The organism is Phycisphaeraceae bacterium (assembly GCA_020851465.1).
GTDB lineage: Bacteria > Planctomycetota > Phycisphaerae > Phycisphaerales > Phycisphaeraceae > JADZCR01.
In genome coordinates this window covers 1-17,800 of record JADZCR010000005.1, presented here as the reverse complement: position 1 = coordinate 17,800, position 17,800 = coordinate 1, and the positions used below count along the sequence as shown (strand labels likewise).

11 protein-coding genes and 1 tRNA gene are annotated in these 17,800 nt (G+C 59.1%); 6 read left to right on the top strand and 6 right to left on the bottom strand.

Features of this window, described 5'->3' with window-relative positions:
* Positions 1-17: 17 nt before the first annotated feature.
* Together IT444_05190 and ilvB are read right to left on the bottom strand one after the other, a co-directional pair.
* Positions 18-1,223 (bottom strand): right-handed parallel beta-helix repeat-containing protein, encoded by a 1,206-nt coding sequence (locus IT444_05190; protein MCC7192159.1) that lies wholly within the window; start codon positions 1,221-1,223, stop codon positions 18-20.
* Positions 1,224-1,276: 53 nt separating this feature from the next.
* On the bottom strand, positions 1,277-3,064 hold the full coding sequence (gene ilvB, locus IT444_05185) for a biosynthetic-type acetolactate synthase large subunit (GenBank protein MCC7192158.1): 1,788 nt from the start codon (positions 3,062-3,064) through the stop codon (positions 1,277-1,279).
* 845 nt (positions 3,065-3,909) lie between these two features.
* Between ilvB and IT444_05180 the strand changes: the two genes are divergently transcribed.
* A complete protein-coding gene (locus IT444_05180) occupies positions 3,910-4,866 on the top strand; it encodes a hypothetical protein (GenBank protein ID MCC7192157.1) in 957 nt (318 codons plus the stop codon).
* Between the two features lie 57 nt (positions 4,867-4,923).
* Here IT444_05180 and IT444_05175 read toward each other — a convergent pair whose 3' ends face one another.
* The 3 genes from IT444_05175 to rplS form a co-directional block, all read right to left on the bottom strand.
* Positions 4,924-6,030: a glycosyltransferase gene (locus IT444_05175; protein ID MCC7192156.1), complete on the bottom strand. Its 1,107-nt coding sequence runs from the start codon at positions 6,028-6,030 to the stop codon at positions 4,924-4,926.
* A 128-nt stretch (positions 6,031-6,158) separates the two neighbouring features.
* Positions 6,159-7,364 carry a cell division protein FtsW gene (locus IT444_05170; GenBank protein MCC7192155.1) on the bottom strand — a complete coding sequence of 402 codons (1,206 nt, stop codon included), beginning with the start codon at positions 7,362-7,364 and terminating at the stop codon, positions 6,159-6,161.
* A gap of 154 nt (positions 7,365-7,518) precedes the next feature.
* Complete coding sequence (gene rplS / locus IT444_05165) at positions 7,519-7,950, bottom strand: 50S ribosomal protein L19 (GenBank protein MCC7192154.1); 432 nt, start codon at positions 7,948-7,950, stop codon at positions 7,519-7,521.
* A gap of 237 nt (positions 7,951-8,187) precedes the next feature.
* Between rplS and IT444_05160 the strand changes: the two genes are divergently transcribed.
* The 3 genes from IT444_05160 to IT444_05150 all read left to right on the top strand — a co-directional run bounded on the left by IT444_05160 (position 8,188) and on the right by IT444_05150 (position 13,955).
* Positions 8,188-9,384: a bifunctional methionine sulfoxide reductase B/A protein gene (locus IT444_05160; protein MCC7192153.1), complete on the top strand. Its 1,197-nt coding sequence runs from the start codon at positions 8,188-8,190 to the stop codon at positions 9,382-9,384.
* A 169-nt stretch (positions 9,385-9,553) separates the two neighbouring features.
* Positions 9,554-11,626: a 1-deoxy-D-xylulose-5-phosphate synthase gene (locus IT444_05155; protein MCC7192152.1), complete on the top strand. Its 2,073-nt coding sequence runs from the start codon at positions 9,554-9,556 to the stop codon at positions 11,624-11,626.
* 145 nt (positions 11,627-11,771) lie between these two features.
* On the top strand, positions 11,772-13,955 hold the full coding sequence (locus IT444_05150) for a heparinase II/III family protein (GenBank protein ID MCC7192151.1): 2,184 nt from the start codon (positions 11,772-11,774) through the stop codon (positions 13,953-13,955).
* Between the two features lie 197 nt (positions 13,956-14,152).
* Here IT444_05150 and IT444_05145 read toward each other — a convergent pair.
* Positions 14,153-14,244, bottom strand: a tRNA-Ser gene (locus IT444_05145).
* Between the two features lie 254 nt (positions 14,245-14,498).
* Between IT444_05145 and IT444_05140 the strand changes: the two genes are divergently transcribed.
* The gene (locus tag IT444_05140) at positions 14,499-15,725 is read left to right on the top strand and encodes a redoxin family protein (protein MCC7192150.1); all 1,227 of its coding nucleotides are present in this window, start codon (positions 14,499-14,501) and stop codon (positions 15,723-15,725) included.
* Between the two features lie 113 nt (positions 15,726-15,838).
* Complete coding sequence (locus IT444_05135) at positions 15,839-17,380, top strand: MFS transporter (GenBank protein ID MCC7192149.1); 1,542 nt, start codon at positions 15,839-15,841, stop codon at positions 17,378-17,380.
* Positions 17,381-17,800 lie beyond the last annotated feature (420 nt).

Here is a 17,800-nt window from a genome sequence, read left to right as displayed (position 1 = left end):
TGTGAAATGACAGCGAGTTACTTATCCGGCGGCAGCGCGTGCGCACCGACACTTTTGGCCGGGCTTTCTGCTGACACATTCAGGTCACCGCTTTTCGCATTGACAAACAGCGGGTCTTTGCCGATGACGCCGTTGGTCTCCGTCGTCGGCAAGGTCGGTGCGCTCATCCCCGGCGCGGTATCGCAGTACCACCAGTTATCAGAAAACTTGAACGTCTCTGGTGCAGTGAGCTTGCCGACGTTGACTGTCGAGTTGAGGCTGTCCGAGGTTACCACCAGATTGTGATGGAAATTGCCGTTACGACAGGTGATGAAATCTTCGCCGCGAGATTCCTGGAGGATTCGCATCACCCACCTGCCGGGGTGATAGAACGTGTTGTACCGCACCTCCGCGCCGTCAACGCCCACGAACGCCAGCGGCGCTTCGGAGCCGATGAACGTGCAGCCTTCGACCGTCATGTTCCTGGCTTCAAACATCTTCTCCTCGTTGGGCGGCATACGAAAAGCGGAATCCGAAGTGCGTCCACCGAGGTTCAACGCCCGCAGTCCCGCCGTTTCAAACCGGCAACGGCGAAAGGTGATGTTCTGACTCCCTCCCTTGGCTTGCGGCCCGGTGGCGGTTTTCCCGGTCGGATCGGTGAACTTGCAGTTTTCAATCAGGCCGTCCCGGCATCCAACCATGTCGATGGCGGACCCATCCTTACCCCATCCATCGATCGTGCAATCTCGAACCAGAAACCGGTGAACTCCTGAGAGTTTGATTCCATCGTGATTGCCTTTACGCAGATTGCTGCGCACCTCGATGCCTGTAATCACGATGTCCACTGAAGGCTTGTCGTGGTTCGCACCGTCGTCGATATTCAGCGCGTTGTCGCGTGGATTGACGAAAACCAGATTACGCAACTCGACATGCGATGCGTTGGAGAGCTTGAAGCATTCACGGCCGCCCTCAAACACCGGCTTGCGCCCGGGATCCTGCGCCGCGATGATCACGGGCACGCCTTCCGCACCGGTGACGCCTTTGATCCAGACTTCCGGTTCGTAGTTTCCGGGAGCGACGAGGATTACCGTGCCCGGCGTAGCGCGGCTGGCGGCCAGTTTCAAGCTACCGCTGTTACGGACCACCACAGGTGGTCGTCGCTGAAGCGGGCGCGATTCCGCCAAAGCAAAATCCCCCAGAACACAGGCCAGAACCCATGCCAAGACGACGATAGTTCGTGACATAAAACATTCCTGTGGTTTGGCGGTCGGCTGCGGAGACTAATACAACCAGATGCTTAGTCGAATTTTCCCAGCACGATTTCCTCCACGCCACGGCCGGCGGGAATCATCGGGTACACGTGCTCATGCTTTTCCACCAGCGCCTCCATCACCGCTGGCCCGTCGTAGCTGAGGAACTCATCCATCACCCGCGGCAGGTCGGCAATCTTTGTGCAGCGATATCCCTTGCAGTTCAGTGCGTCGGTCAACTTCACGAAGTCCGGGTTGTGCATCTCGGTGTGGCTGTAACGCTCCTGATAAAACAGGTCCTGCCACTGCTTGACCATGCCCTGAAAGTCATTGTTGAGGATAATGGTCTTGGCGTTGATCTTGTATTCCGCCGCCGTCGCCATCTCCATGCAGGTCATGCAGAAGCTGCCGTCGCCGTCGATATTGACGACGGTCTTGCCCGGCTGCGCCAGCTTTACCCCGATGGAAGCCGGCACGCCATAGCCCATCGTGCCCAGTCCGCCGCTGGTGATCATCTGCCTTGGCTGGCTGAATTTGTAGAACTGCGCCGCCCACATCTGATGCTGACCCACGCCGGTGGTCAGAATCGCTTCACCCTTGGTCTGACGGTACAGCTCCTCGATGATGGCCTGCGGCTTCATGTGGAACTCGCGCTCGTCGGGCTTGTAGCGGAACGGATGTTTGGTCTTCCACTCATTCACCTGCGCGTGCCACTCAGAGCGATCGCGTGACTCGATCATGGGCAGGACCAGCTCAAGGTTTTTCCGCGCATCACCTTCGACGCCGATGGTCACAGGCACCGCCTTGTTGATCTGTTCAGGCGAAATATCAAAGTGAATGAACCCGCCGCGGCCTTCACGCTCCGCCGCCCGCGCCGCGGGAGCGAACAGTTTCACGTTGCCGGTCACGCGATCGTCAAACCGCGCACCGACCGCGATGATGCAATCCGCGTGGTGCATCGCCCAGTTCGCATATGCCGAGCCGTGCATCCCCAGCATGTCCAGTGACAGCGGCGACCTCTGGTCAAAGGCACCTAATCCCTGGAGCGTTGTCGTCACAGGGATGCGACCTTTTTCCGCCACCTTGCGCAACACTTCGGTCGCGCCGGACAGGATCGTGCCCTGGCCAACGTAAAGCACCGGACGTTTGGCGCGATTGATCATCTCCGCAGCTCGCTCGATCTCCGCTGAGGTTCCCAGCTCACGCACGTGATAGCCCGGCAGATTCACCTCGGCGCACACGGATTCCTTGAGCACCGCCGCGGTCACGTCCTTGGGTAAGTCCACCAGCACCGGCCCCGGACGACCAGTGGTCGCTACGTGAAAGGCTTCGTTGATCCGGCGAGGCAGCTCGCGCACATCCTTAACAAGCACATTCCACTTGGTACACGGCCGAGTGATGCCGGTCACGTCGGCTTCCTGGAAGGCATCTGTGCCGATCGCGGTTGTGGACACCTGGCCGGAAAACACGATCAGGGGCGTGCCGTCCATCAGCGCGTCCTGGAGCGGCGTGACGGTGTTGGTAGCACCAGGGCCGGATGTCACCAGCACGATGCCCGGCTTGCCGCTGGCGCGGGCGTAGCCTTCCGCCATGTGACCCGATCCCTGCTCGTGACGATTGAGGATGAAGTTGAACTGCTTGGATTTGAAAATTGCATCGAACACAGGAAGGATCGCACCGCCTGGATAACCGAACATGTGTTTGACGCCATGTTCGACCATCAATTCGTGAAAGATCTGCGCGCCGGTCATACCGACGTACTTTTCGGTGGCTTTACCGTTAGAGGAGGTTGAAATCTCAGCGGTGCGGAGAATGGGGCTTTTCTTGGGGGCCATGGTTTTGGAGCTTTCGATTAAATCTTTGATCACGGTGCGTCACGAAAGACGAACCGGGTAAGGCAGCAATGAAAATCGTACACGGATCAACGAACGGAGTGATGAGTCGGGGTAGGCGGCGAGCCTATGTGACAGGCGAAACTGGTGCGGGTCTTCCGCTCAGCTAACGACGACCGCGACGCGGAGGAAAACGTTCCCGTGCCGTACAAGTCCGAGGCTCTGGCTGGTCGGGAGTTTCGTGGCCATAAGAGTCGCAATTATAGCGAGACAGAGGTCTGAAGTCAAGAAATTCGGCGCAAAAAATAGGCCGTCGAACTTGGTCGTCCGCCGGCCTGATCCCCCGCACTTTCCCCCGTTTTCCCTCTTTCGCCGGAACCCCACCCTCATCCCGGCCACCACTGGATCACTAAAAATCTCCCCGCCTGTTCCATCCGTCCACGTTGTCGTGGATTATCCTCCTGTTTTCTCCTCGCCTCATTGCCGCTCCGCCAATGCAACACGTTCGATTGAATGCGCCGCCTCTGCCGGGCATTCCAGCTTTCTGACAGATCGCGTGTGGCCGCTTTTTTCAGGGCAGCGTCCTGCCTCAACGCACAACCGAAAGGAACTCCGTTTACATTTCGGCACTCCAATTTCAGCAGGGCAACAGGTCTTGCTGTGACAAGTGAATTAGAACCGATATTCGATCGCGGCATCGTCAGGAAAAAGCTGCGATTGACCTAAGGGTTTTGCTGAATCGGCGAGTCGCAGAACTCTGCTTGCCGTTGCGGGTTTGCGGGTGTGATCCTAGTCTGAGGCTGCGAAACTGGATCAGCTGATACATCCAGCCCTGCGTGGAGAGTCCGATGTCCCGCCTCACTGTAATCGTCACGGAAACACTCGACCCCAAGCCGGCCCGCTGGCTCGAAGAGCGCGTCAACCTCGTGTGGTGCCCGCACAGAGAAACCGAAAAACTACGCGGACTGCTCGCACAGGCGGAGGGGCTGGTGGTGCGCACTTACACGCTGGTAAATGACGAGCTACTCGATCAGGCGCCTCATCTCAAGGTCGTCGGCCGCGCGGGTGTCGGGCTGGATAACATCGACCTGCCCGCCTGTCGGAAACGCGGAGTGCGCGTCGTGTACACGCCGGACGCCAACACGCAGGCTGTCGTGGAGTACGTTTTTGCGCTGATGCTCGACGCTCTCCGACCACGCTACACGCTGCCGGGCTTTGTGGAAGATGCCGAGTTTCACCGCCTGCGGAAAGAGCAGGTCGGCGTGCAACTAACCGAGCTGACTCTGGGCATCCTGGGGTTTGGCAGAATCGGCAAGCGGGTTGGCCAGGTAGCTCACGCCATCGGCATGAAAATTCTGGCGAACGACTTACTACCCGAAGACGAGCTGCGCGCAACGGTGGGCTATCCCTTTGAACTGGCAGACAAAGCTCGGCTGTATCAGCAAAGCGATATTCTCACAATTCACGTCGATGGCCGCCCGGAAAACCGCAGGTTGATCGACTCATCCGTGCTCGCGCAACTCAAGCCCGGCTGCATGCTGATCAACGCAGCACGCGGCATGTTGATCGACAACGCTGCCGTCGCCTCGTGGGTAAAGCAAAACGCCCAAAACGGCGCACGAGTGATTCTCGACGTGCATGAGCCTGAGCCGCCCCCGCGTGATTATCCGTTTCACAGCCTGAGCAATGTGCGCTTGCTGCCGCATCTGGCGTCACGCACCGGCCCTGCATTGGAAAACATGAGCTGGGTCGTGCGAGACATCGTAGCGGTGCTGGAGGGGAGAGAACCCGAATTCCCCGCGTGAGCGTAACGATTCCCTGAATCACAACGGATTACGCACCGCATCGATCCGTGCGAACCCTCATCGTGAGATCAACCATTGCGCCACAGCTTCCGCACCGTCCGCGGGTTGCTTTTGACGCATCAGTGTGATCATTCGTGATCGCTGCGATTCATTGCGCATCAATGCGAGGAGCGGACCGGTCAGTTGCCGAGCGTTGGCGGGCGCATCGATGAGATCATTGAAGAGCAACGCCCCGCCGGGTGTCACCAGCGGCAGTGCGTTTAACCGCTGATGCTGATCCTTGTGGTAGGGGTACGGCAGAAAAACCGTCGGCGTGGCATTAGCCCAAGCCTCCGCAACACTACCCGCACCGCTTCGGCTGATCGCCACCGTCGCCGCACGCCAGGCGTGGCCCATCGCATCGCAGAATGCTTCGACCTTTGCGGGGATCTCCGCCTTGGCGTAAGCGGAGCGCAATTCCTCCACCTGCGATGAACCCGCCAGATGCAGTACCTGCCAGCCTCCTGTGCGGAGAGCCTGTCGCACGGAAGCCTGCCCGGCCAATTCGATCATCAGACGGTTGATCGACTGTGCCCCCTGACTGGCACCGGTAACCAGCAGCGTGTCGCGCTGAGGATCAAGCCCCAGAGCCGCACGCGACTCGGCATGACTTTCAGGCCCGACAGCCGATCGACGCAGAGGCAGGCCGATGATCTCCGCCCCCGGCCAAGCATCCTGGGGATAGACGGAGAAAATCTGTGTCGCTCGTCGGGCCATAAGACGATTGGCAAGTCCGGGGACAGCATCGAGATTGACCAGCGCGACAGGTATTCCCGCTCGACGTGCCGCCGCGATTGCCGGTGCGGAAACAAATCCACCCATCGCCACGACTGCGGAGACATTCATGTCGGCGATCATCGCGCGAACCTGCGAGACACTCCTGCTGTACGCGCTGCACAATCCCGGCCACTGCCACGGTTTTTTTGACAACGGTTGCGCGGGTAGCGGCGAGTAGGTATGCGATGTCTTGGCGAGGATATGCGCATCGAGCGGTCTCTTTGACACCAGAAAGTGTGAACGCAGCGGCGCGGCATGCTCTTCCAGTCGCTCGGCGATGGCGAGGCTGGGGAAAATATGCCCGCCCGTTCCGCCGCCGGCGAAAAGAATCGTCCGCGTCTGTGTCATCGATCTCAACCGTTCTTCAAAACCCAATGAAACACGCTACCGCGATGCGGTCGGACGGCAATCCCTGAAAAATCGGATGCTCCCTCACCTCGCCTCTCACAGATACACGAGAGAGAAGCACAAGCCATTCACTCCGCGGTCATCATTTCCGTCAACGGCAGCGGCTCCTCTTCGCTCGTCTGCTCCCTGGCGGGCAAGCTGGGTGTCGCTTCCGAGCGTTCCAGCTCGTTGGCGTTGTCCAGTGCGGCGACCAGGCCGATGGCGAACGCCGTCACAATCCAGCCTGTTCCTCCTGAAGAGATCAACGGCAGCGCGATGCCTTTGGTCGGCACGACGACGGTCACGACAGCAATGTTGATCAACGCCTGTATGCCGACCGTCAAAAGCACGCCCAGACCTACGAGCCGGCCGAAGGTGTCTTTCGACTCTCGCACGATCGACAGGCCGATCCACAAGAGCACCAGATAAAGCACGATGACCAGAGCAGCGCCGGCCACGCCCATTTCCTCGCAGATGATCGCGAAGATAAAGTCGGTCGTGTCTTCCGGCAGATAACCGAATTTCTGGATGCCGTTACCCAATCCGCGTCCCCACAGCCCGCCCTGCACGATTGCGAGCATGGATTGGATCGGGTGGTAGCCGCTCCCCTGCGGATCGGCCCAGGGATTGAGGAAAGCCGTAAGTCGCGCCAGCCGGTACGGACTGTGCGCGATGGCCAGATAGACACCCAAAGCCGCCGGAGGCATGGTGAGGGCGAGCTGCCACAACCGCGCCCCGCCGCCGATCAGCAGACAAACCGCGACGACGCCGATCAGCGCCGCCGTACCAAGATCTTCGATCACGATCAGACCGCAGGCAGCGGCGATGAGCAGCATCGCCGGCACCAGTCCATGCCAGAATCGATGCATGACTCCGCGCCGTCGCGCACACCACCAGGCGATCGCCAGCACCATCACCCACTTTGTCAGTTCGCTCGGTTGAAATGAAATCAGCGGATTGCTCGGCGGGCCGACATAAAGCCAACGGGTCGATCCGTTGACCGACTTACCGACACCCGGAACAAAGGTCAGGCCGACAAGCAGCAGAGAAATTGCGACCGTCCAGAGCAGCGGATTACCCAGGCCATGCACGCGGTAAAGCTCACGGACGTTAATCCGGCTGGCGAACATCATGGCGACGATGGCGACGAACGCATAGATGGCATTTCGGTTGAGCAGAAGCGAAAACGGGTTGATGTGCGAGTCCACAGTCATACCCGCTGAAGGCACCATGACTACTCCGATGCCCAGCAGTGCCACGACCGTCAACTGAAGGATTTGAGAATAGCGGAGCATGGAGGCAGTTATCGGCCGAGCGAGCAAAGGGAGTGCAAAATGTCACGCGATTGCCTCACCGGAGGCTATCAGCAGGCGAAAAGCACCACGGAAAGGCCGAAATAAATCGGACCCTGCTCGAAGTGACGACACTTCCAGATATTGTGCGACTACCTCACGCCTTGGCGGGTTCAGCAGGCTTGGCTGCATCCACAGCCGCCGATGCTGCCGGCGTCTCAGGGGCCTCGGCTGCTCCCAGACCACGGCGGCGGTCACGCAGGCGACGGCTCTTACCCACGCGGTCGCGCAGGTAGTACAGCTTGGATCGACGGACATGGCCGTGACGGATCACTTCGATCCGGGCCACTCTCGGCGAATGGATGGGCAGCGTACGCTCCACACCTTCGTTGGCGACGATGCGGCGGATCGTCACCGTCTGATTCATGCCCTCACCCTGAATCTTGAGCACCACGCCGTTGAACACCTGAATACGTTCCTTGGCACCTTCGACGATCCGCAGGTGGGCATCAACCGTGTCACCTACGCTGAGCTTGGGAGCATCGGTTTTGAGTTGCGACTTTTCGACGGCTTGTACGATCAGGTTCATGGCAGGCCTCTCATCCGGGCGACAAAGCACCCATTCCAAGGTCAGACTCAATGGCGAGCCACACAAGATAACGGGGAATACGACAATTGCCAAGTCCCCGGACGCCTGCATCCTGTGTGCTGGATAACCGAGAAATCCCCGTTACCCCTGCGTAAGCCTCTCCTTAACCAGACGATGCGGCTGAAAATCCAGCCCCGGAGAGCAACGCCCGCTACGTTGACGCGCTACACTACAGCCATGCGAACAGCCGCGCACACCCTTCGCACACTCGTACTACTGGCACTATTGGCGGTGGTGGCTGCCTGTACCGACGCCGGCGACGCCAAGGCTGCAACCGCCACCACTCAACCTTCTGGGGATTCCAACATGGTCCGTGTTCACGTTTTCAACCGGGAAGGCAAGCTTGTCGGTCCTGTCGACTCACCCAAAGTCATCAAGACCGACGCTCAGTGGAATGAGCAACTCGGCAGCGAAACCTACCTCATCGTCCGCAACAAGGGTACCGAGGCCCCCTTCTGCGGAAACCTGCTCGACAACCACAAGGAAGGCGTTTATGCCTGTGTCGCATGCGGATTGCCGCTCTTTTCCTCGAAAGCCAAGTTTCAGTCCGGCACCGGTTGGCCGAGCTTTTTCCAACCTATTGCACCGGGTAACGTGACCGAGTCGCGTGATACCAGTCACGACATGGTCCGTACGGAATCACTCTGCGCCCGCTGCGGTGCGCACCTGGGTCACGTCTTTGACGACGGTCCGCGGCCGACCGGATTGCGCTTCTGCATGAACTCCGCGTCGCTTCGCTTTGTTGACGAAAAGGACCTCAAAACGCTCGCCGACCCGATTCTCGATGCGACTGGCACCGCCATCGGGGCGACCACGCAGCCAACGACCCAACCCTCCGCGCGGAGTCAGAGCCAGGCTGTTTTTGCGGGCGGTTGTTTCTGGTGCACCGAGGCGGCTTTCGAGCAGGTCAAGGGAGTCTCCGACGTGGAGAGCGGCTACGCGGGCGGCTCACAGGAAACCGCGAATTATGAGGCGGTCTCACGCGGCAATACCGGCCACGCTGAAGCCATCCGCATCACCTATGACCCGCAGGTCATCAGCTACGACGAATTGCTGGAGATCTTCTTCGAAGCTCATGACCCAACCACCCGAAACCGTCAGGGAAACGATATCGGCACGCAGTACCGCTCCGCGATTTTCTATGCTGATGAATACCAAAAACAGGCGGCGGAAAAGGCGATCCGCGAAGGCAATAAGCAGCGCAAGCCCAGCCGACAGATCGTGACAACGGTCGAGCCGCTCACTGCTTTTTATCCTGCGGAGACGTATCACCAGGATTACGCGCGGAGAAACCCTGACCAGCCGTACATTGAATACACCTCCAAGCCGCACGTGGAGGCGATCAAGGAAAAATTCCCGGATAAGACGAAGTAATCCAAATACCCATTCCTCCGAAAGGGATGCGATCGGGTGTCTCTGTTCATTTGGGTTCCACTTGCGACAGCGAGCGGACTAGAATGGCTTGAACGAGCAAATTTGTTGGGAAATCTTTATAATTCCCACGGTTTTACGTTTGTTGATCAGGTATCAGGATTAATCCTCCATGAATCAGCACGAAAAGGCTCCGACTCCTCCCGCCATTGCCGGTGCATCAGGCACGACGGGAACCTCGGTTCAAGCCCCCCTGCTTCCATCGATCAACTCACCAGCCGACCTCAAGAAGCTCGCGATTGACCAGCTTCCCCAACTGGCCGGCGAGATGCGTCAAGCGATCTGCGATCAGGTTTCCAAAACCGGCGGTCACCTGGCGCCGAACCTCGGCGTCGTCGAGCTGACCATTGCGCTCCATTACGTTTTTGATTTCGCTCACGACCGGCTGCTTTTCGACGTCGGCCACCAGTGTTATCCCCACAAACTCATCACCGGGCGGCAAAGCCTTTTGCCGAAGCTGCGCCAACGCGACGGTATGGCGGGGTTCCCCGAACCGCGCGAGTCGCCCTACGACCTTTTTTCCGTCGGCCACGCAGGTACCGCGATCTCGACGGCTGTCGGCATGGCGCGCGGTGACCTGCTCAAGGGCGAAGGCAGCGGCCCGAATGCCCGCAAGTGCGTCTCCCTCATCGGTGACGCTTCGATCGTCAACGGCGTCGCGCTCGAAGGACTCAACAACGCAGGCACGCTCAATCGCCAATTCCTCGTCATCCTTAACGACAACGGCATGTCCATCGCCAAGCCTCAGGGAGCGATGGCGCAGTATTTCGACCGCGTTCGAGTCAATGCCCACTACGGCGACCTCAAAAAACGCGCCCACGAAGTTCTCAAACACATTCCCGGCGGGTCCACGCTCGAAGACCTCTACCACCGCGCCGGCGAGATGATGAAAGCACTCATCACCTCCGGGCACATGTTTGAACAGTTCGGCCTGCTCTGCGTCGGACCCATCGACGGCCACGACTTCCCCACTCTCATCGACATGCTCAACGAGGTGAAGGACTTTGATCGCCCTGTTTTGCTGCATTGCAAGACGATCAAAGGGAAGGGCTTCGATTATTCGTCGGGCGATCCGACCAAGTTCCACTCACCCAGTCCGTTTGTCGTCGAGGGTTGCCGCGTCGAGATGAAAAAGTCCGGCCGCTCCTTCACCACGGCCTACGCCGACGCCATGATCGACCTGATGAAGAAGGACGAGAAGATCTACGCGGTGACGGCTGCGATGCCCGATGGCACCGGCCTGAACAAGATCATGCCGCTGTTTCCCGATCGCAGTCTGGACACGGGCATCTGCGAGAGCCACGCGATGGATATGTGCGCCGGGCTTGCCAAGACGGGGATCAAGCCGTTTTTCGCGGTCTATTCGACCTTTGTCCAGCGTGCGCTGGATCAGGTTTTCCAGGAAATCTCGCTCCAGGGCCTGCCGGTACGCATCTGTCTGGACCGTGCGGGATTCGTCGGTGACGACGGAGCGGTGCATCATGGGTTCATGGATATTTCGATGTTCGCTCCGCTGCCGGGCGTGGCGATGCTCGCGGCAAGCGATGAGCCGAATCTGCGTGCGGGGCTGGAGTTCATGAGGCAGTATGACGCCGGTGCCAGTGTCATCCGTTACCCGCGCGACAATGTCGCAGCCGAACCGCTCCAGACAACCGTCGAACCATACGAGCTGGGTAAGGGCGTGTTCCTCAAGCGCACCGCCGGTGCCGTCAATCCGCTGGCGACATCATCCGGCAGCAAAAAGCCGGATATCGCGATTCTCGCCTACGGAACCGAAGTGTACGAAGCGCTGGCTGCGATGAAGCTTCTCGAAGCGCAGGGCTACGATATCGCGCTTTACGATGCTCGCTTTGCCAAACCTGTGGACATTCAACTCATCAAGGCACTGATCGAGCGCGGCATCCCGGTCCTGACCGTGGAAGATCACTCGATCCGCGGCGGTCTGGGCGCGTGCGTGCTCGAAGCGTGCGCTGACCAGAGCATCCCGACGGATTTGATCTATCGCCACGGCATGCCGGAAAAATGGATCTACCAGGCCAGCCGGAGAAAGCAGCTCGAAGAAACGGGGCTCGATGGAGCGGGTATCGCCCGGAAGGTGCGCCAGATACTCGACGACCGCGGTCACCCAGGCCGCATGCCGGAAATCCACGTGACCGTAGGCAACAGCGTGCAGGTAGAGCGGTAAGCCGCCGCGCTAATCCTCGATCCTGTCGCAATCGGCTCCTCTCCGAGCCGGACAACATCCCATCGTTGTGCAGGCAATCTGTGAAGTAACATCGCGGGTGTTGTGACGTTTTACCATCCTCGCTCTTGGATATACTGCCCTCTCTATGTTTCCCGACCCCATCACACCGCGCTCTTACCCCGAACTGCTGGCTAAACCGGATTACGACCCGTTCAAGGTCATGCCCGGCAATCTTCCGCCGGCACCGCGTATCTTCACCACCGCGGCGCAGCTTCAGCGGGCAAGGCAGAGACTTGATGCGGGTAACCCCATCGACACCGAATGTTTCAAACAACTGATCTCGCTCTGCAAGATCGACGAGCCGCTGCCTGCGCTCAAGCTGGCGACCGGTCCGATCGAATGGGGACTCGGAACACTGACGCCTCCGTTGAAACTGGCGTTTTACAACGCGCTGGCGTTCAAGCTCGGAGCGGCAAATCGCCATCGTGATCGAGCGCTGGAAGCGATGCGGCTGGCGGCACACGCTGCTGTGCGGAAAAACGACTGGTCCGGCGACGAACATCACGAGGCCGGAAACGCCGCCCGTGCTTACGACCTGCTCGTATCAGATGGCTTGTCTCCGGCGGATGACAACCTCTTCCGCAGCATGCTCAGGGCTCTCATGAGTGCCATGGAGTGCGCTACTCACCGGATGTGCAACAACCACAACTCCATGCAGATGACCGGCCGTCTCCCGCTGGCTGTGGCACTGGAAGATATCCCAAGCATCCACGACACACTCTACGGCCACCAACACAACGGACAGTGGCGCTACGGCCTGATCCACTGCCTGCGCCATGACTTCCTCGCTGACGGCACGCAGTGGGAGGGTGCGGCGGGCTACCACATGCTCGTGCTCATGATGGTCTGTGAATGTTTCACCATCATGGAGCATCTGGGCGTCGATCTCTGGCATCGCCAATGGCCCTCACTCATGCAGAACGATAGCCAGGACGAGCATCGCGGCTGGGGACCCAAAGGTGCGCGGCCGCTCCTCGCCGCCTTCGATGCGATGCTGTACATGACCTTTCCTAATGGCGACTATTCGCTTCTGCACGATCAGATTCTGGGCAACATCCGCGGCACCGGAGTCTGGGGGCCGATATTCAATCAGGCTTATGAAAAGTTCCGTCTGCCGCGACACGCCTGGGTGTTGCGGCAGATCAACCGTGGCTGTGCCGCCACCGCCAACGGCCCTCTGCCGCGCTGGTTCATGGAAAACAGAGGAGCGACGGATTTTGTCCGCATCGAGGCACGCGACTATCCCGAAGGTGAATATCCACTGACAGAGGACCGACAGTTCTCGCTCACCGGGCGCCATGTTTCCGGTTGCTCGCTGTTACCCGAATACGGGCTGACGATTCTCCGTAGCGATGTGCTGGATCTCAAAGCACCATCGGCTTCGCTCTATTGGGGGCCGCATTCGGCGGGGCACCGTTCACCCGCCGCCTTGCACTTGGAAATCCATGCTTTCGATCAGCGCATTTCCAATGCACCGCACGTTTTCAAGGACGGCTACGGCGATCCGCGACATCTGACGTGGAACCGCTCCACCATCGCACACAACACCGTCACTGTCGATCAGTACCCGATGTTTCCCTATGACTTTGAATCTGAATCGCTCTGGGAGTGCGACCGCTGGCGCGACACTCTCTCTGACGGCAAACTTGAGCAGTTCCAGCCCGAAGGCGATTTCAAGGTCGCTCGTGCCAGCAACGACAATGTGTACGCCGGCGTCCTGCTCGACCGAACGGTGGTCGTCACCCGCGGATTCGTCATGGACCTCTTCCGCGTCACAGCGGATCGACCGCGCCTGCTCGACTGGGCTATCCACCTGCATGGTGAGTTTTCCCGCGCTGGTGAGCCGGTGGATCTGGGACAAAATCGCGGCTACCGCCACATGACCGATGCACGTGTCCACCCCCGACAGAACGGCAGCGACTGGACCTTGCTGCCGTTCCAGCTCGGCGACACGCGCGTTCATGGCGATCTCTGGCTGGGCGGCGCATCAGAGGCGCAACTGATCACTGCACAGGATGAGCCAGTGGACGGTCGATCTCCCATCGGAGACAGCAGGCCGCCACAAGCGCGGACGGCAGTGATCGTCCGTCGTCACGCGGCGACGGCGTTGTTCGTTTCCATCTGGGGACTCGATCCTCATCAAGCCACACCCAGAGGCGGACACGTTTCCGGTAAGGCGGACGCTGATGTAACGGTCCAGCTCGGCAAGGACCAACGCTGGATTTTCCCGCTTAAGGGCAACGTGAGACGAGAACCGTCGCAGACCTGACACAGTTTTGTCAGATCCGCTGACTCAATACGATCCCGACCGGGTTGGCGGTGTTATTTGAAATCGCGGTTGGTGTCACGGGTGCTGCGCTGCGCATTCGATGGTGCGTTTACCCGCCGATCCGCCCGAGCAGCATCAGGACGGATCGGCGTTGCTCGAAAGCCCAGAGAACAAGGCATTTCAAGCGTCAAACAAAACGGAGAGGGCGGGATTCGAACCCGCGTTAAGGGTTAATAACCCCTAAAACGGTTTAGCAAACCGTCGCCTTCAGCCTCTCGGCCACCTCTCCAGCACGGGGTTGCGTAAGCGTAACCCATCGGCGGACTAGTTTCCAATCCATCATGTTTTTCTTTCCTTATTTTGGAGACGAAATTCTCCAACCCCCACGCAACAACACCATCGAGAGGTTTCGCAGCGTGGATGGGTTTCGGTTATGAAGCCGAAAGTTGCAAGACGGAAATATCAGCCTTTCGTGAATACGTGCCGAACACCGGGCGACTATCATTACCGCGGTTACAACCACCAACCTACACAGGAATCCCCATGAATCTGTTCCTTCGGATGCGCCGTGCAGCAGTGTGTGCGATCGTCAGCTTGTTCCTCGTGATGAGTCTGGCCGGCACGCTCCGCGCTGCGGAAGCTGCTGGTCCGACGATTACGCCGGAGGCCAAGGCTGTCATCGAGCAGGTACGCGATGCGTATCTGAAGCTCCATACACTCGAAGCCTCAGGAACGATGACGATCGACATGGACGTAGCGGGCAAGGTACAGGCCGACAAGATGAACTTCACTTCCTTTTTCGCTGCACCGCAGAAGTTCGTCCACACAGCGGAGGGAGGCATCACGCTCGGCTCCACGGGTGAGGAGCTATACCTGTTTGCCGCGGGAGATAAGGTTTACGCAAAACTTCCCGCCATCAAGGATCGCACCGCCGGCAACGATCTGCCGGAGCCGCTTGGCTCGATGTTGTCCCGCCAGAATCCATCGCTCGTCCTCGCGATTTCGCCGGATGCAGGTGCGGAACTGCTCGACTCGATGGTCAATGTCGAAAAGGCTCCGGACGCGGTGATCGACGGCGTGGCTTATACGACACTCAAAGGCGTCAGCGACGCCGGCGTGTTGACCGAGGTGGCGATCGACTCAAAGACCCACCTGCTCCGCCGCGTATCGCTCGACCTGAAGAAGTCCGTTGAGGAGAAAGGTGCTCCGAACGTAAAGAAGGCCAACGTCGTATTCGACTATCCGCACACCACGGTTGATCCGACGCTTAAAGCAGACCAGTTTGCCTGGACCGCGCCTGCCGATGCACGGGAGATTTCTGTCGGCGATCGCTCAGCCCTGGAGGGCAAGGATGCACCGGACTTTGAGTTGCCGTCGCTCGACGGTCAGCCGGTGAAGCTTTCCGCGCTCAAGGGCAGCGTGGTGGTCCTGGACTTCTGGGCGACCTGGTGCCCGCCCTGCCGCCAGTCGCTGCCGCATCTGGATGAGTTGAACGAAAAGATGAAAGACAAAGGAGTGAAGGTCTTTGCGGTCAATTCTCAGGAAGAAGGGGACACCGTTAGCAAGTTTGTAAAGGACACGAAGCTGACTACCACGGTGCTGCTCGATGAAAAAGGCATCACCAGCGAGCCGTACAACCTTCAGGCGATCCCGCAGACGGTCGTCATCGGCAAGGATGGGAAAGTCGTGAAGGTGTTCACCGGCTTTAACCCGAACTCGTCACCACAGCAGCTCTTGCGCGCGGTGAACAAAGCGCTCGAAGCCAAGTGATTTGTCCCGCGCCCGCGTCGTCATGATCGAGATGTACCATCACTGAATACCGGTCGGTGGCAGCAACGAACGGCTGCCGTCCTGCTGTGCATTCTCTTTATGATCTCTGCCGTATGAAGCCCGCCACCGAGTCCGCCCCCGCCCCGTCATCTGCGCACGAATCCGATCCGGATCGGCATTACATCCTCGCAGCCTTGATGCTGGTCATGTCGCTCGCTTCACTTGAGCAAACGGTGACGAGCACCGCGATGCCCACGATCATCGGAGAACTGCAGGGGCTGGAGCATTACGCGTGGGTAGCGTCGATCTATCTGCTGGCGTCGATCATCACCATGCCGCTCTATGGACGACTAACCGACAAACTTGGCCGCAAGCGGGTGATCCTGTTCACGATCGTGTTATTCACGGCCGGTTCGGTGCTGGCGTCGTTCTCCCGGAACATGCACGAGCTGATTCTGTACCGCGGCATCCAGGGGCTGGGCGCGGGCGGAATCATGCCTGTCGTACTGACGATCCTGGCAGACATCTACTCGCTGGAGGAGCGTGCGCGTGTGCAGGGTTTCTTCAGCGCGGTGTGGGGCATCGCTGCACTGACCGGCCCGCCGCTGGGAGCGTTTCTGGTTAAGACGCTCGGATGGCGTTCGATTTTTTACGTGAACTTTCCCTTCGCCATGCTGGGTATCGCGGTGCTGTCGTGGAAGTACGTGGATCGCAGCCCGCGTCACGCGGTGGACCTGAACCTCCCCGGAATCATCTCGCTGGCGGTCGCGTGTACCGCGCTGCTTGCGGTGCTCTCAGGCATGGGGCCTGGCGGGTGGCCGGTGCCGCTGCTGGTGACGTGCGCGGTCGTGGCGGTCATCGCGTTTACCTATTTCCTGCTGCATGAGCGGCGTGCCCGTCAACCGATCCTCCCGCCGGAGATCATCTTCAACCGCGCGATCGGTCCCTCGCTGATGGGGATGTTTCTGCTTGGATTATGCGTCATGAGTGTGGACACCTACGTGCCGCTTTACGTCCAGGGTGCGCGGGGCGGCGGGCCGGGCTCGGCTGCGGGGGTCGTCACGCCGGTCATCCTGACCTGGGCGATCAGCAACTTTGCGATCGCGCCGTTTTTTGTCAGCTGGGGTTTTCGTAAGACCGCCCTCATCGGCGCGACACTGGTGCTCACGGGGCTTACCGGCGTGCTCATCTGCACCCTCGTCGAAGCGCCGCAAGTGGTTTTATCCGGCATCCTGGCGGTGGTCGGATTGGGATTCGGCCCCTGTTCGCTTGCGTACCTGCTCTCAGCGCAAGATGCTGCGCCCCTCAAGCAGCGCGGCAGCGTCACCGGCAGTGCTTCCTTTTTCCGCTCCATGGGCGGCGCACTGGGAGTCGGCCTGCTCGGAGCACTGATCAACATCCTCATGCTGCCTGAGATCAAGCATCTTCATGAACTGGGATTCACTCCCGGTGATGCGCTCGATCCGTCACGGCACACGAGCCTTCCTCCGGAACTCCTGCACAAGATTCAGCACGCGATCGGTCACGCACTGCTCTGGGTTTTCATCACCATGGCGGCGCTGGCGTTCATTCAGGTTTTCATTTCGATGGTCATGCCACGCAAGTACGCGACGCACAAACCATCAGCCTCGGACGCATTCGAGGCGGCTGGCTGACAGAAACGCCCCCGCTACGCACAATCGCTGTATGTGATGACTACTCAACACCCGAACAAACCGTCATAATGGTCTGATCTTACAGAAATTATGTCGATTTTTAGCTTGAAGCGGCAGACGCGATGACTTCTCGTGAGTTTGCAAGGATCAACTTGCTGTCTTACGAAAGATGATTGCAAATTTCGTTTAAATTTTTTGGTATTGAGGGTTTCGTGGTACAGTATGTTTCACGTTCGCATATTGGCTGACATAGAGTTTCGTGGTTTGTTTGTCAGGTGTTTGACGTCAAAAAAGAGAGGGAGCAGAGAATGTTTCATACAACAAATCGCATTGGTCTGGTTCGCTTGATCGCTGCTTTGGCTGTGGTAACAGGCACGACTGCATTACAGGCTGCGGTTCTCTTCGATGAACAATTCAACG